Annotated in this window: 18 protein-coding genes (1 of these 18 running past the window's edge); all 18 read right to left on the bottom strand. The window is 47.5% G+C overall.

Annotated features, from left to right (window positions below; translation table 11 throughout):
- Window positions 1-13: 13 nt before the first annotated feature.
- The gene (locus NST23_RS01030; RefSeq protein WP_217023426.1) at window positions 14-853 is read right to left on the bottom strand and encodes a hypothetical protein; all 840 of its coding nucleotides are present in this window, start codon (window positions 851-853) and stop codon (window positions 14-16) included.
- On the bottom strand, window positions 853-1,752 hold the full coding sequence (locus tag NST23_RS01025; RefSeq protein ID WP_217023425.1) for a hypothetical protein: 900 nt from the start codon (window positions 1,750-1,752) through the stop codon (window positions 853-855). Before NST23_RS01025 ends, NST23_RS01030 begins: the two co-directional genes overlap by 1 nt.
- Window positions 1,749-3,098 carry an ATPase, T2SS/T4P/T4SS family gene (locus NST23_RS01020; protein ID WP_173599983.1) on the bottom strand — a complete coding sequence of 450 codons (1,350 nt, stop codon included), beginning with the start codon at window positions 3,096-3,098 and terminating at the stop codon, window positions 1,749-1,751. Before NST23_RS01020 ends, NST23_RS01025 begins: the two co-directional genes overlap by 4 nt.
- The gene (locus NST23_RS01015) at window positions 3,098-4,216 is read right to left on the bottom strand and encodes a hypothetical protein (RefSeq protein WP_217023424.1); all 1,119 of its coding nucleotides are present in this window, start codon (window positions 4,214-4,216) and stop codon (window positions 3,098-3,100) included. The genes NST23_RS01020 and NST23_RS01015 overlap by 1 nt, the downstream gene beginning before the upstream one ends.
- Window positions 4,213-5,001: an SAF domain-containing protein gene (locus NST23_RS01010; protein ID WP_217023423.1), complete on the bottom strand. Its 789-nt coding sequence runs from the start codon at window positions 4,999-5,001 to the stop codon at window positions 4,213-4,215. The genes NST23_RS01015 and NST23_RS01010 overlap by 4 nt, the downstream gene beginning before the upstream one ends.
- Window positions 4,998-5,870 (bottom strand): hypothetical protein, encoded by an 873-nt coding sequence (locus tag NST23_RS01005; protein WP_340962975.1) that lies wholly within the window; start codon window positions 5,868-5,870, stop codon window positions 4,998-5,000. The genes NST23_RS01010 and NST23_RS01005 overlap by 4 nt, the downstream gene beginning before the upstream one ends.
- Before the next feature lie 2 nt (window positions 5,871-5,872).
- The gene (locus NST23_RS01000) at window positions 5,873-6,634 is read right to left on the bottom strand and encodes a hypothetical protein (protein WP_233454195.1); all 762 of its coding nucleotides are present in this window, start codon (window positions 6,632-6,634) and stop codon (window positions 5,873-5,875) included.
- 158 nt (window positions 6,635-6,792) lie between these two features.
- On the bottom strand, window positions 6,793-7,071 hold the full coding sequence (locus NST23_RS00995) for a hypothetical protein (protein WP_122966752.1): 279 nt from the start codon (window positions 7,069-7,071) through the stop codon (window positions 6,793-6,795).
- A gap of 108 nt (window positions 7,072-7,179) precedes the next feature.
- Window positions 7,180-7,797, bottom strand: coding sequence for a hypothetical protein (locus NST23_RS00990; RefSeq protein ID WP_122966753.1), 618 nt, complete (start codon window positions 7,795-7,797; stop codon window positions 7,180-7,182).
- 96 nt (window positions 7,798-7,893) lie between these two features.
- Complete coding sequence (locus NST23_RS00985; protein ID WP_217023421.1) at window positions 7,894-8,403, bottom strand: hypothetical protein; 510 nt, start codon at window positions 8,401-8,403, stop codon at window positions 7,894-7,896.
- A complete protein-coding gene (locus NST23_RS00980; RefSeq protein ID WP_217023420.1) occupies window positions 8,400-8,819 on the bottom strand; it encodes a TadE/TadG family type IV pilus assembly protein in 420 nt (139 codons plus the stop codon). Before NST23_RS00980 ends, NST23_RS00985 begins: the two co-directional genes overlap by 4 nt.
- Complete coding sequence (locus tag NST23_RS00975; protein ID WP_217023418.1) at window positions 8,819-9,313, bottom strand: A24 family peptidase; 495 nt, start codon at window positions 9,311-9,313, stop codon at window positions 8,819-8,821. The genes NST23_RS00980 and NST23_RS00975 overlap by 1 nt, the downstream gene beginning before the upstream one ends.
- Window positions 9,310-9,486 (bottom strand): Flp family type IVb pilin, encoded by a 177-nt coding sequence (locus NST23_RS00970; protein ID WP_063227516.1) that lies wholly within the window; start codon window positions 9,484-9,486, stop codon window positions 9,310-9,312. Before NST23_RS00970 ends, NST23_RS00975 begins: the two co-directional genes overlap by 4 nt.
- Before the next feature lie 67 nt (window positions 9,487-9,553).
- Window positions 9,554-10,195, bottom strand: coding sequence for a type II secretion system F family protein (locus tag NST23_RS00965; RefSeq protein WP_242773262.1), 642 nt, complete (start codon window positions 10,193-10,195; stop codon window positions 9,554-9,556).
- Window positions 10,196-10,468: 273 nt separating this feature from the next.
- The gene (locus NST23_RS00960) at window positions 10,469-11,368 is read right to left on the bottom strand and encodes a type II secretion system F family protein (protein WP_254223493.1); all 900 of its coding nucleotides are present in this window, start codon (window positions 11,366-11,368) and stop codon (window positions 10,469-10,471) included.
- A 12-nt stretch (window positions 11,369-11,380) separates the two neighbouring features.
- The gene (locus NST23_RS00955; protein ID WP_217023414.1) at window positions 11,381-12,874 is read right to left on the bottom strand and encodes a CpaF family protein; all 1,494 of its coding nucleotides are present in this window, start codon (window positions 12,872-12,874) and stop codon (window positions 11,381-11,383) included.
- A gap of 9 nt (window positions 12,875-12,883) precedes the next feature.
- Window positions 12,884-14,299: an AAA family ATPase gene (locus NST23_RS00950; protein ID WP_217023413.1), complete on the bottom strand. Its 1,416-nt coding sequence runs from the start codon at window positions 14,297-14,299 to the stop codon at window positions 12,884-12,886.
- On the bottom strand, window positions 14,296-14,688 hold the 3' portion of the coding sequence (gene cpaB / locus NST23_RS00945; protein ID WP_122966761.1) for a Flp pilus assembly protein CpaB. 336 nt of this gene lie beyond the right edge of the window; the window shows 393 of its 729 coding nt (coding positions 337-729); its start codon lies off the right edge, out of view; the stop codon is at window positions 14,296-14,298. Before cpaB ends, NST23_RS00950 begins: the two co-directional genes overlap by 4 nt.

Here is a 14,688-nt window from a genome sequence, read left to right as displayed (position 1 = left end):
ATTTAGCCTCCCTCTAGAGCAAATACTTGCTTAAAATTTCCGTAAGCAGCTTGTACCAGGGAAACATCGCGACTAACAGCCCCATGTAAAAAGCCGGATAGACGATAACACTGTAGCCGATACCGAGCGATTTGATTTTTTTGCGATGGCGAAACATTCTGCGCTGATCAACAGCCCACTCCATTCGCTGCATCGTCACACTGACTTGTCCGGCGCTTAGTTGCTCAATAGTGCGCATGCTTGAGACGAGTATAATTCCATCGTCGACCCCTAATCGGCGTTTGAAGTTTTCCAGCGCTTCATCAGGGTCTTTATTCCACTCGGACAAGGTCGGTATATACTCTTTCAACTTCCAGGTAGGCCTTGCTGCTTTCACCATGGCATTGTAGATAGGCACCTGATTCTCCAGCAACGTCACATAACGGTTGATGAATCGTGCAATATCGGTACTCAGCATATCCTCGCGATTCCCCGCCCACATTTTCAACGCCAGATATGGGAACAAGTAGCCACAACCTGAAGCAATACAAATCGATAAAAAGGGGAATGAATCTACGCGGCAGACAATGACCCAGACAAGCACCATCATGCAGACAGCGCTCCCGCATACTAATTGTGCAAACAACCACTCTGCTTTTCCCCAGCCAAATGGTCTGCCCGCGCGATTCAACAGTTGCTCCCAGTCATCGTCTTCCTTGGACGCTACCGTACTCTCCCACCTTCGCCACCACTTTGCAGAGATGAATAGCGCTGGTTTTGTGCCTTGTACCAAATACTTTCCAACGAAAAACGCTGCAAGGAACATAAAAATGGAGCCTGACCCCAACCATGTGTACATGACAAGCAGCTGCATTATCGGTATCGCCTCCCCCATATGAATGCTAGCAGGATCGAGAACGACCAAACTGTTACCGCAAGCGCTAAAATAGATTGTCCATCAAGCGTGTAAAAATAGAGCCTGTACGAATCTTTCAGCAAGCTTTGGTTGTATGGAATCAGGCAGATACAAATGGCAATAACGATGATCAAACTAATCCATATGGAGTAAATTTCACTGTCCCGCTCGTGCTTCTCGTCCTGTTGAACGAACATTTCATTCGTCAATCGATTGAGCGGAATTTGTATATCCTCTGTCTCTCCTTCCAGTCCACTGGATATATACATAGCAAAATCAAATGCCCACGGATGACTCAGTCTTTGTGCAAAACGTTCTATCGCCAAGATGGGATCGCCCCCATCTGCGAGATTGTTATTCAGCAGGAGTAAATCCGGCAACAGTTCTTTGGGGCATTCTTCGATCATCTCCCGGAATGTCAGAACAATATTTTTACGGCTGTTGTAATAGCGGGCAAAAAGCTCGACAAATCGGCAAAAGGATTTGATTTTCTTATTGATCCGCACTGTATAGCGAGCGTACAGCAACAGCGTAGGCATCAACAGAAACAAGAGAAACAAAGATAAAGAGACAATCAGATTGCCCAACAAAATGCCCGACATAAAGCCTGCAACACTGCCAATCAAGGAAAGTACAAGATGAGCCTCTGGCGTTCCCCCACCGATTTGACACCAGCGGTCATACCGCTCATACAACAACCGCCTGGTTGCGTGTTGCATAAATTTTTCTCTCCAGACTGCAACCGTACGCGGGAATAAAACCCGGGGAGTAGTCCAAGTGTGATAAAAATAGTTGCCCATAAACATAAATCCAACAAACAGGCAGACGACCATCGGCACAAGCAGCAAATATGTCATAGCATCCTGCCCATATCTGTCAGACGTAGTTCCTTCAATACTCCCAAATCCGCTTTTCCTACGCAGCACATGTACTCGACCAAATGAGGGTTCAGTTGTCTTCCTGTCCATTCGTAGACACCCGTATGTACATTGCGGCTGACCAAAGGGATTGATTCTACACGATTGAAAGTGTCGTTCCAATCAGTGGCGTGAATAGCATCAATGAAGCGATGGCCGTTATTTCGGTAGGTAAGTGAATTTACAAAATTAACGGCTCTGCTAATCCGCTCTTGCGTCAACTCGATACTGCGACCACCGTATTGATACACTAGGTCAGTCAAGTCATGCAAAGCTTTATGAGGAAAACGTTCATGCATCGCTGCAATCGTCGCATCTGTGCCCCTAATTCCCGCATTAACAAAGTGGTAGGCTTCTATCGGCTCTCGTATTTCTCCAATTAAAATCGTGTTGGCTGTGGACCGATACATGTCTTTAAAGCAGCTACCCAAATCAATGCCGATCTCTTCGACGTTTTGCAGTTCAATTACTTCTCCTGGCCATATATCAGCGAACCGCATCTCATGCTCACTTTCGAAAATAGTGATGTACTCTGTAGACGGATCTTTCAGCTTCAACATGCACATCATCAAGGTCGTTTTTCCAGCAGCCATCGGACCAATAACGAGAACGTTTGCCCTCCCCCGTACTTGCTGTTCGAGCAGCCATTGCACAGGTTCATCAAAGGTGGGTTGAGACTGCAAGCGTAGCTGCTCAAGTGAGAAGGAAGGAGTTGTAAAGCGTCTTACAAGAATAGTAGGCACTCTGGAGTAAGGAAAAGTAAACATGGTCAGGCGTGCTTGCAAAGCTTGGAGATACCCGCTTAAACGAGGTTTTTTCTCGTTAAATGACAGCCCTGCGGCATTCGTCAATTTTTGTTGGAGCATCTCAACTTCTTTCCAGGTAGGCGTGTAGGAAAGAAATTTTTTGATCCCCTGCTCCAGATATGCGACTTTTCGATTGGCAGATATTCGCACCTCTTCGACCCACGGAGACAGATGCAGAACGGCATCCAGGATTCCCCAGCCGTAAGTTGCAAACACAAGACCTTCGTATCCATTGACATGCGGCAAAATTTCTTCAACAATCGGCCGTTTGACTACTTCTTCAAAATAATGCTGCAATCGTAAAATAATATGGTTATGGCTATCACGATCTCCTTGTTCGGCCAGAGAAAGAATATGTTGCATTTCCAGCTTCTCTTCACGAGTTTTGCCAAAATGATTCAAGTAGTCCCTAGCTGCTTGCTTAATATCCTCCATGCTGTGCAGACTCTGCGTCCCTCTGTTTAATTCGACCGCGCTCATCAGTTGTACACCGCACTTTTTTCAATGTGGTCAGCCTTTGCCAGTTCTTTGAGGCTGCTTACGTACGATTTCGGAGGAAACAGCTCTTCAATGAGCACGCTGCGGCTCCGCTGGGATTGCATCAGCCTGCTTGAAGATATGTGAGGAACTACACCGTAGACCGGGATATCCTCCCCGATCCGAAATGGCTGACCAGGCTCTTGATGACTTAACAAAACCTCGCAATGCACTCCTTTTTCTCGCCATTGTTTCAGCCACTCTTTTGCGTTCTCAATACTGAAAGGGTCTGCACGTACAAATAACAGATTCCGATCAGCCGTATAAAGCAGTCGCTGCATAGCTTCCGACTCTGGAAAGCAATAGCCCCAATCGACATATACGTAGTCGAATTGCACACGAAACGCCGCAATCATGTTGCTTACCTCAGCACTCCTCCATCTGCTGGCGGCATGAGCGTAGTACAAGTTGGGCAAATGAACGCTTTGCTTGCAAGCCGTGCGCCAGTTGCGCCTTTTCGCTGTCTGCAGATCCATCAAGTCTGGTCGAAACAAGGACAACTGATGCTGTTGAAGCTTGAAAAAGCGGGTTAAATCCGGCTTCTCGGTATTCATGTCCAGAACAGCAATGCTTTTCGTCGGGTTTTGTCTGGCTAGCAAAATCGGATAATTGATGCAAAACGTAGTGATCCCAGAAGCACCAAAACTCATCAAAGCGAATACTTGCCCTGATCTTGCCTGATCCTCATTTTTCTGCCTTTCATTCATAAAACCTAAAATCATGCTGATATTATCCCGAATCTCTTCCTGTGAAAGCTGAGCAGAAAGGAGATACACCCTTTCAAGTCCAAGCTCCTCCGAGACTTTAGCAATGATTGCTTCATCCCGGTACAACGGAACGATGATTAGCGGGGAATCGGCAGGAAGCATGGTTCTCACGGATAGAAGCCATTCCCAGGATGGACTCGTAAACATTTCGGAAAAAACCACTGTTGCATCTGGCTGATAAAGACGAACAAGGCGAGGAAATTCCTCTGCTGATTCAGCCACCAATAACTCGCTTGATGTTGGCATGTACGTTTTGGCTAACGACTTCATTGGATAACAAACTAATATTTTCATGATGCTTGCTCCTTTGAAACCATAATATGTCCAACCTGAAGCATGCCGTATGTCATTGCTTCATTCAGGATCACGTACTCTTGATCCGTCAAATTAAATCCTAGAAAAGCAGGCAGTGATGTAGGCTGTACGCGATAGTCGTAGTATCTTTTTTCATTGGCAGGCTGAGTCTTTTTCCCCGCTCCATGAAATACGGCGTCCATCTGATCCGGAGAGGGAAGCAAGTTTGGCTTCAAAGTATAGATTTCGGAACCATTGCTATCCCTCACGCTGGCTAATTGGCTTTCGAAAAGGAGGTCTGCAGTATCATTGGTCTTTTTGAATTGGGCCGGTTCAGGGTAATCCTGTAATTCGGCGAAATTCTTGTATTTGACCCAGATTTTCACACGGTCCCCCTTACGCAGTTCTGTAAGAGGTTGGATAGAAAGCAGCGGAAACTCATAACGGGCTTCACCTTTCCCGGGCAAAAGCTGTGAATCAGTCAATTTGTTCGTTAGCAATTGTTCACCTTGATAAATGGTTTGCGTGCTCTTTTTCCCAATCACATCACTCAACGCACGCGCAGATTCAGGTAAAATTTCATCGACTTCTTCTTGTACGAGCACCACATCATTCTCCGTAATCGGCTCAAAAGGGGAAATTTCTTTTCCCGCAGCTACTTTAACAACTGGCGCAAACAGTTTTTCTGTCGCCAGCGCGTCAATATACTGTGTCGCTGCATAAAATGATGAGCCTGCCAGGAGTAATGAAATCAGGCATATCACAATCATGGTTTGCTTTTTCATAGCATCCTTCCTTTATGAACATGCATCAGGGATTGAAACTCACTTTCCTCCTCCGGGAAAAGCTCTAGTAAAAAATTGGCTTTTACATGTGCCGCAGCGGCCTTTTCCTGATCAATGAGCGGAACTTGATAGTCTACTTGCGAAGAACTTGTACCCCAGAGGGACAGAGTACCCTCTACTTTTTTCAACACAGTGGTCCGGGCGAGTTGCGCGTTCCATTTGTTGGCGATGATTTTCACCTTGTTTTTTCCAGATAGCCACCAGCCGGGAGCTGATTCGATCAGAAATAACCGAGTGAGACGAGCAATATCCGCGTCTAAAACAACCCAAATTTCATCGGCCAGCTCAAAAATCTGTTTTGCCTCGTTTTTATTCCAATTAGAAGATACATCTATGAATACAATCGAGCTTTCTTTGTTCAGTCGGAGTATCCAACTGGCTATATCGATTTGAGAAGATTCTGGATGAACATGAGAAGGAGTTTCGATCTGGATGCGAAGTTGATTATTTTGCATAAGGATCAATGATGTCGGAGATAAATTCTTGAATGATCGAACCCTGCGTTCGTAATCAAGAGCGAAGTAAAAGTAAGAAGTATGGTTGGGCAGTTCGCAGAGTGTAACGGGTATTCCTTTTGCGGCCCAGGCGTAAGCGACGTTGCCAGCGATAAAACTGGCGCCTGCCTGCGGATATAAACTTGTTACCGCAATACATTTCCGAGTGACCGTCTCTAATAGTTCTGGTACATCGGGTAAAGTCAGTTTTTCTTTGAGCAGCCTCCATTGCCGTTCTTCCTCAGTCGTATTCGTAAAATCCTGCTGTTCCAAATCACGGAACTTGGAGACGAAACGGCTCACTTGGTGAAACATGACTATCCCACCTGGGAATCGTTTGATTTATTTTTTCCCCTGATGTATTTCTCGAATTTCTCTACCATTTCCCTGACAGTGAGTGACTTGCGATGGTAGTAGTAAATTTTTCGCAAACGCTCACGTTCTTGCTGAGTCATTTCCGGCTTAACTTTGGCAGCCAGCTCGATAAGCAGTGCCAATTCTACGTTATTGGGCCTGCCTCTGCGTGGAGGATTGGCAAACAACTCCTGCTGTTTTTTGTCAAAGGCATTCGGGTATTCTAGCAGCCACATATCTACCAATGTCTCGATGTCTTCTTGAGTTCGAACCCCAAGCTTCATCAAGTATTTAAAGTAGTGAGACAATGAGCGCTCCTTCAGCAACCCGCTCCTCCATCTGACGACAAATCCGCTTGGCATGGTCAAAAGCTTGGTTACGTCCCGAATGAGTGCTGTCCGATTTTGTGATTGATACTGAACCACCGCTTCTTTTACCAAGGTGAACAAAATGTCGTGATAGTTAGCGTTGCTATAACCGCTACCGTATTCGACGATATACCATTCCTCTACCGCCTTATCAAAGTCTCTGCGGCAGTTGGTCAATTGCAGTTGATTCAAATGCTCATAAAACTCTTCGAGATCGTAGTGAACCGTAAACTCTTCCTGATAGTCCCCAAAGACATACTTAATAAAAGCTTCTTTCAGTTCTTCCAATGACACCAAACTCAGTCCGTTTGTCTCCTGATAGCAGCGGTTGACCAATTCGATTGCACTCTTTGCCATCACGTTAAATTACCCCCCTATTTTTTTACAAATTATTATAATAATAGACATTTTGTAATATCTCTCGTCACTCGTCAAATCTTTTTTGTCACATTTTGTAACAGTATTGTGAATATTTGGATCGCCCTGCACGCAACCGTGCAAGGCGATATCCCGCACTATTCTGCGTTCAGATAAAGCTCTTCACCTGTAGCGAAAAGAAGTGCGATTCTACCTCCTCGCTCCATGACGGCCGGAGCATTCTCCATCACAATCAGCCCGTCATTGAGTACAACTCTGTCCCCAAATCGATGTACCGTCTCGATTCGGAAACTTCCCAGCGAGAGTCTTTCCAGTGAAAGATGCCTGCCGGGCTTGTGCTTCTGATAGCGTACCTGTCGCCCCAGAAGCTGCTCTACGGATGCAGAGCACTTGTGGTGAGCCTCTACTGTTGCCATGCGCAACGCCTCCTTCTCTCACCTGTAGAGTACGGCCGTTTCATGTGCTTATAAGCCAATGAAACTATCTCTACGGTAAAAAAAGACAGAGGGCGTTTGCAAATATTTTTACTCTTCTTCCCAGTAGGAGGGATGACTTAGCTCGGGATACATCTCTGTCACCATATCAAACGGAGAAAAGTACAAGGTATCGACGAGAATTTTTAATTTGTATTGCTTCAAGAGCGAATAAGCCCGCTCTGTCTTGCTAAACAACCTGGGGAGTTCACGCAAATCTGAAAGCTGCAACAGATGCTGGCACATGTAATCGACGCATATCTTGGCCCGCTCCTCGCCTTTCACGCTTTGAAAATACGCCGGGGGAAAATGACGCCGGATACCTGACAGCACCTCCTGATAGACCCAAAGCGCACGTTGCTTTTCGGTTAGCCGCGGCAAGTAAGGATAGGCAAATTCCACGAAGTAATACACATCCTCCGCTTTGGCTTCGATCGGCGGCTCAATATACTCTCGTATCAAATGCAGCTTCAATTGTTTGATATCTTCCAGGCTCAACTCACGTCTAGCTTGTTCTGGCGTCCATTTCTTCACATTTTCTATGGCGTAACGGACGATTAACTGGACCTTCTGCTTGCGGTACTGCGCATCTTCAAATTCATACGGGGAAAAACGTTTCTGCTCTCCGTTAAGAATGCGTTTGTACCGATCGACGATTTTTGACGGCACTGTCCCCTCACTCCAATCCCCATTTTTGGAATATACTCCTAAATTACCACGGGTGATTGGGACAAAAATAACAGGTACGTCGCATGCAATGCGCCTTTAGTCATACACTCCCGACTGCGACACTCGTTCTATTTTTACATCGAGCTGCTCCCAAAACGCAGGAATCCTCTTGCCTACCTCCATTTTCAGGTGGTAAATGCCTTGGCGGTACATGTGGGAGCGCTCTCCCTTTTGATGAACGACTGAAATCTCTTCTGCTCTGCTTGCCAATGCTGATTGGTTCATTCTCCATAAAATAGCTGCCTCTTCACGCGCGCCCCTTATTACCCTGGCATTTTCCTGTTCGGCTTCCTCTGTGGTTGCATAAAGTCTTTTTTCTGGTGCGCCGTCAGAATTGGCGTACTCCCACATCCCTGCTGCTCGTGCTCCTTTTGTTATCAGATCAGCAGTATGTTGAACTTTCATTTCCAAATAGTCAGCCTGCTCCGAGAGCAACAGCAGAGCCAACAAACCGCCCAAGCAAAAAAGAAAAAAGAGCATCGTGATCATTGTCGCTCCGTTCTCTTCTCTTGTGATTGTCACAATGCGCCGCCACAAGCCGTTCATTTTTTGTCCTCCGCGTTTTCTATCATCATGTGATAGCTTTCGGACAACTCATACAAAGCTCCGGTAGCAAGCAGACGAAAAGTAATTTTCGCCTCTGATTTGAAATGGTTCCCTTTTTTCCAGCCGCCTTCATCCAGTTCAAGCACAACCTCTTTGTCCGCAACCTCCATCCCTTGATCAAGCTCGGCTGCTCCCCGTTCTCTGGCGTGGTATTTGGCCAAGCCGAAATTCGGTTGCACGGCTGCGATTCTTCCTGCTTCGTACGCGGCTGCCAAAGCCTTTTGCCGATTGTACAAAATCGTGAATTGATCGAAAGAAAAAACGATCAATAACCAAACCAAAGGGAAGATCAAGACAAACTCAATCAACTGACTGCCTTGTTCGTCGCACAACCATTGTTTGCACTTGTTTCTCATCAGCTTTCTCCCAGCATACGCATGGCTTGGCGGAGCAAAAATGCGCACAACAAAAACACTGCATACGGGAACGAAAATCCTGAACTCCCCACTTCAGGAAGCCAGAGCTGCCGATGCGCCTTCCATCCCGCTGCCATCACATGGAGGTTCCTTGCAAGACGGGACCAACTGCGCGGGAAAAATAAAACACTCAACAGACATATACCCATCGATTGCAGAAAAAGCGTGTACACATCCATCCAGCTTGTCCATGCACCCACAGCCATCAACAGCTTTTGATCGCCCATCCCCATGCCTTTTGCAGCAACAGGGAAAACCGTCAACACGAATGCTCCCAGTACGCCCATCGTTGCTGTCCATAGCGAGCCGATGTGCCACTGGTAGCATAGCCCCAGCACAACTGCCGATAACGTGACTGCATTAGGAATCCTTCGATACTTCCAGTCATACCAAGCCGACGCAACCAGCAAACCTGTTAAAATCACATGGATCATTTGCTGATCTTTTCTTGCAGTTCCTTCAGTTTGGCGTCCTCCGCTTCCCCCAATGAAGCCAGCGTCGGGATGATCAAGATGAGAATTACCGCCACGATGATGACCATTTCCACAATCGTTACACCGTCTTCCTCGCGCCAAAAGCGCCGCAAATAGTCAGAGACAAATGACATCTCTTTCCCTCCTTTTTCAGATCGTATTTTCACTTTGCCAAAAGACAGTGCAGGGGTGCAAAAATATTTACAAACGCTCTCCGATGCCCATAAGCGCCGGGCCGATTACCAGAAATAGCAAAGGAACGCCCATGAACACAATCACAAGCGGGAGAAGGCGAACATTCAAGCGATTCATGCGAGCGGCAGCCTCATCTTCCTGCTGCCTTACCTGTTCTTCAATTTGCACAGACAACATGTGCGAGATGCTGACTCCTTTGCTTATTGCTTCGTTCATCTCCAAAGCGATCGTACTCAAGGAATCGACCTCCCAGCGAAACGCCAGCTCTTCCAACGCCTTTCTCCACGATCCGTGCCGCTTTTCTGCGACCTCAAGCCAGGAAAGCTCCTTGCCAAGCCTGGCATTGAAACGACGTGCTGTCTGTTTTACCGCGCTTTGCAATGGCATGCCTGCCTCAACCAACGATTGGACAATGCCAAAAAAGATCGGCACTTGCTCGCGAATTTCGGCTTTGGCCCGTTTGTCTGCCCAATCAAGAGCCAATGTAGGCAGCAAATAAAGTCCCAGGCTGATGATCAATGGATACCCCGTTTTTACTCCGAGCATCTCTCCTCCTGCCAGCTTCAATAGCAGGCTGAAAAGCGAAGAGGCGACCAGACATACGCCGATCAGCCTCATGATTACCAACTCCGCCAAACTCATTTGCATGTGGAGCCTCAATAAGATTTCTTCCGTTTTTACAGGCTGTATGCCTGTCCAGCTGCATAATCGATGCAAAAGCGGGACGTTTCGCTCTAGCATGCGTACCAAAGCCCAGCGAGCTTGTCGCCGTTCAAAAGCTTGATCAAGCTCCGCCTGTTGCTCAATTTCAATTCGACTGAACAAGGTGGAAAAAAAGGAGTCTCCCTTGCTTACGCAAGCAGGGAGTCCGTAGAGGAACACTGCCAATCCAAGCAATAGCCCAATCAGAAGCACACTTCTTCATCCCCCTCTGTGTATGCTTTTGTGCGCGATGTAGCGAATGGCTTCTCCCCCCAACAAAATACTCGCCAGGCACACCCACATGAGCAAACGGCCGCCAAGTGTCGCTGTCAGCGAATCAAAATGATGCGGATTGTTTGCAAAAAGTGCCACGATAAAGACAAAGGGCATTGCACTCAAAAGGTTCACTTGCGCTACAATTTGCGCCATGGCTGCTTTTTGCCGACGAAATGACTGTCTGCGGCGCAAGATGGCCGAAGCCGCCAAATCAAGTGTCTTCGCCATGTCTCCACCCATTTCTCGCTGAATTTGTACGATAGTAGCCAAATAGTTGACATCAGCCGAGCCTGTTCGCTGGGAAAAGTCATTCATGACATGCTCAAGCGGCACCTGTGCGCGAAGCAGCTCCACAATTCTCTTGTACTCTGTTGTAATGCTCCCTTCCAAAAAAGGACTTGCGGCCACCTGCTCAAAAGCGTGCAAATACGATGGCGACGTCCGCAATGAGCTTGCCATCAAGCGAATGGCTTTTATATTCCCAGCCTCAAATTTGTCTCGACGCTTTGCTCCCCAAACACTAACCACTCGCTCTGTAAACAAAATACCAGCAAACAACGCAGGCGCGGCCATCCACCATGATTGCAAGATTTGGCTGCTAAAAACAAAAGACACGGCCCCGAAGAAAAAGCACAGGGTCACATACTGGTTCACTCCCAAACCCGAGTGTGATTTCGCCAGGCGCTCCTCTAAGCGATTCCATACCGTTTTTCTGTCTTGTTGAAGTACGCCCACAATCGCATGCTTGCCCGATCTTCCCCGCGTGTAAAGCTTCGGCGGAATCATGAGCAACAATATCGCTACACCGATTCCCGTAGCGACAGGCAGGCTGATGTCTCCCAACGTCAGTCCCTCCTAGACGGATATTGGCGTTGTAAAAAATACCTGCTCGATCTCTTCGCGTGACATCCCCTTTTCCAGCCACCGCTTGATCATCCGTTCCGGCCGATAACCTGTCCATTTGAAGTGTCCTTTGACTTTTCCGTCATGTACACCCATCGGCTCGAATACAAAAATATCTTGCAAATACACTCTGTCCGGCAAAACCTGTTTTACGTTGCAGGCCTTTTTGATCCACTCTTCATGGGATTGGCCTGTTCCAACAACTTCTGTTATCGCAACCACTTTGCGACTCCCATCTTCGTCAAACCGCTTTACCTGAACGATCAAGTCCAGTGCCGAGCCAATCATCAGATTGCGTTCTTGGGCACTGTACACTTCATCAGCCTTGCCAAACAAAATCGGCAATGTAGAATCAACCAAAGCTCGTGGTGAATTTGCATGAGCTGTGCTCCAGCTTCCCGGGTGATCGGTGTTCATCGCCCATAGCATGTCGACAATTTCTCCGCCACGCGTCTCGCCTACCATAATGACGTCCGGCCGTTTGCGCAACGACAAGCGAACGCAATCCTTGATAGAGAATCCTCCTTTTCCTTCATAGTTAGCCGGCTTTGCCAGCAACCTTCTCACAAACGGATGCTGGAGTCTCATCTCCAAAACATCCTCGATCGTGATGATGCTTAAATGAGCAGGAACGTACTGAGAAATAAGGTTCAACATATGCGTTTTGCCTGAGCCGGTTCCGCCGCTGACAATCCCGGATGCTCTGGACAGGCCGACAGCTCTTTGCAAAAACAACAGCATCGGCTCACAAATCGATCCGTACCGCAAATAGTCGCTTTCGCTCAGCAGCTCGCGATGTTTGCGAATGGTCAGCGTGTGTCCATCCGGCGTAATCGATCGGTGCGTGGCAGCCACCCGCGAGCCGTCAGGAAGCTGTGTATGCAGCTCCGCTTTTGTTTCATTGAACTCGCGCCCCATTGTCGCAGCCATTTGCTCCAGCAAGTGCAGCATTTCTTCTTCGCTTCGAAACAGGATTGCCTCGTTTTTTTCCAATCGTCCCGTACTTTTCCGCTCAACTACCAGGTAATTATGGCGATGGAACATAATCTCCGTAATATCTTGGTCCTCTAATAGTTCATCAAGTGCTCCCCACCCCGTCAAGGAATGCAGCAAACGTTTGACCTCCGTCTCCAACTGAATGGACGACAGCGGCATTTGCGACTCCAACAGCATTCTGATGTCAGCTGTCAGCTCTTCTTTGAAGGTAGACGAATGTTTGTCCTCCCATAGACGCCTGCCGTGTTTCTCCACGATTTGAGTACGAATAAATGTCTCTGCCTCGCTGCCAATCCAACGCTCTTGTGAACGTTCTAGGGAAGCTGGACTTTCTAATTGCTTTTCAAAAAAGGCAGCGGATGAACTGGAATGATCACGCCCCATCGGCCGCGACTCTTGGCTTTTTTGTACGTGATTGGATATGCCAAGCAACTGTCGTTTATCGAACATTTCGCCCTCCTATCCCCACAGCCAGCGAAAAAGTGACGCTTTTTCATTCTTTTTCTCTTTTGCAGCAGGTGTTTTGGCTACTTCATCAACTGGAAGCAATGCTTTCCCCAACGTTTCAATCGCATTCCTGGCTGCACTTCGCCCTGTTTGCAGCATGACTGGCACTCCTGTGTTAATGGACTTTTTGACTTCGCTGTCGTCAGGGATCGAAAAGATTTTTTTGCTTGGGTGAAGCTGAAAGTAAGCTCTGATTTCCTCCAACGTAAACATTTCTTTTCGCTGGAGACGATTCATGCACACTTGAATGCGCTCTTCGGGATACTCTGCTTCTCTGAGAAGTTTTAACAAGCGCTGAATATTTTCAATAGAGTCTACCACCGGATTTCCCACCATCACGACATGCTCGGCAAAAAACAGCGCCTGAATGGTAGCATCAGTCGTATCAGGAGCGGTATCAATCAAGATGACATCGTAGTTGCTGCGCTTGAGTGTCTCCAAAATGAGATACAAATGATAGTCGCGGATTTCAAAGCTGTAGCGTATATCTCTGGGGGAAGTGAGCACATCAAGGCCAGACTCCGAATGAACGACGGTATACCGTTCAATCTGTTGTGGTAATAGCGGCAATGATGAGGCAAGTTCTTGCCATTCTTCTGGTTTGATTGAATATGTGTCGAGCCCTTTGCTCTCTGCGTAAGCATGAAGCTGGCGGTCAAGGTCTTGTACCCACGTATACAAGTTCGGTGTTCGTGGGAGGTTTAGTGTGGTCGCAAATGTCCCTAGGTCGAGATTGAAATCAACTGCCAACACTTTCAAAGGTTGACCTTCCCTTTTTTGTGTGGAAAAGAAGATAGCCAATTCGCGGGAAATAAACGTTTTTCCCACTCCACCTTTTGGGCCGTACACGGTAATAAGATGCTTCGGCTTTATGCGAGGATTTTGCTCGGATCCTGCCAATCCTTTCCAGTGTCGCTCGGAGTCAGGCAGATCGCGTACGTTATCGTGATGCTCTGATAAAATATTGTGTTGCAGTTGTGGCTGCCTGGAATCGGCAGTTGCTGCGATCTGGCCCTGAGCCATCATCGCTAGAGCTTCTACTTGTCCCAGTTGTATCGGTTTTGCAATCACCCAAATACCGAGATTGCGAAAAAACGGTTCCCACATCAGCTCACTTGCTGTGCACGCCGCGATAAAAGACAAATGCGGGAAGGCGAGACGAAACTGTTGGCTCAATATGCCTCTTTCCGTATCTTTGATTCCGCCCAGTAGAACAAGCTCTGGCCGGGTCGCGTGAAGTTTTGCCCATGCTTCCTCTGCGCTGGACGCTTCGCCGCATACTTCGATCAGATGACTGCACGCAAGCTGACTGATTAAAGAGCGAGTTGCTTCGCGATCATCGTCTACAATCAGCAATCGTCTTTTCACTCACGTTCCCCCTTTTCCAACGCCCATCGTTTTTTTGTTCGCATGAGCTCAGCTGCAAATCCTGCATCTCCTATTCCTGACTGCTGATCGTCCATGATTCCAGCCAGTCCCAACCTGATCTTGCCGTAATGCAATGCGTGTGTTAATAAAATGGCTTCCTCTCTTCCAAGAGACAGGGTGACCGCTTGCAGCTTCGGTTGATCTCCCTCCATTTCACGCTGAACAGCTAAAATAGGCATATTTTGCAGGAGAATACCGGAGTGCGCCCCTGCTTCGTCTTCGAAAGAAGCATAGACATGCACTCTTTCTCCTGTCGAAATGTGTGGCGAGACACCTGCCACATTATCAACAGGAATGCTCATCCCTGTTCTTACATCTTTCGGCGAAGC

This window comes from Brevibacillus sp. FSL K6-0770 (assembly GCF_038000275.1).
In the GTDB taxonomy this organism is placed as follows: Bacteria; Bacillota; Bacilli; order Brevibacillales; family Brevibacillaceae; genus Brevibacillus; species Brevibacillus parabrevis.
This window is presented reverse-complemented; position numbering and strand designations above follow the sequence as displayed.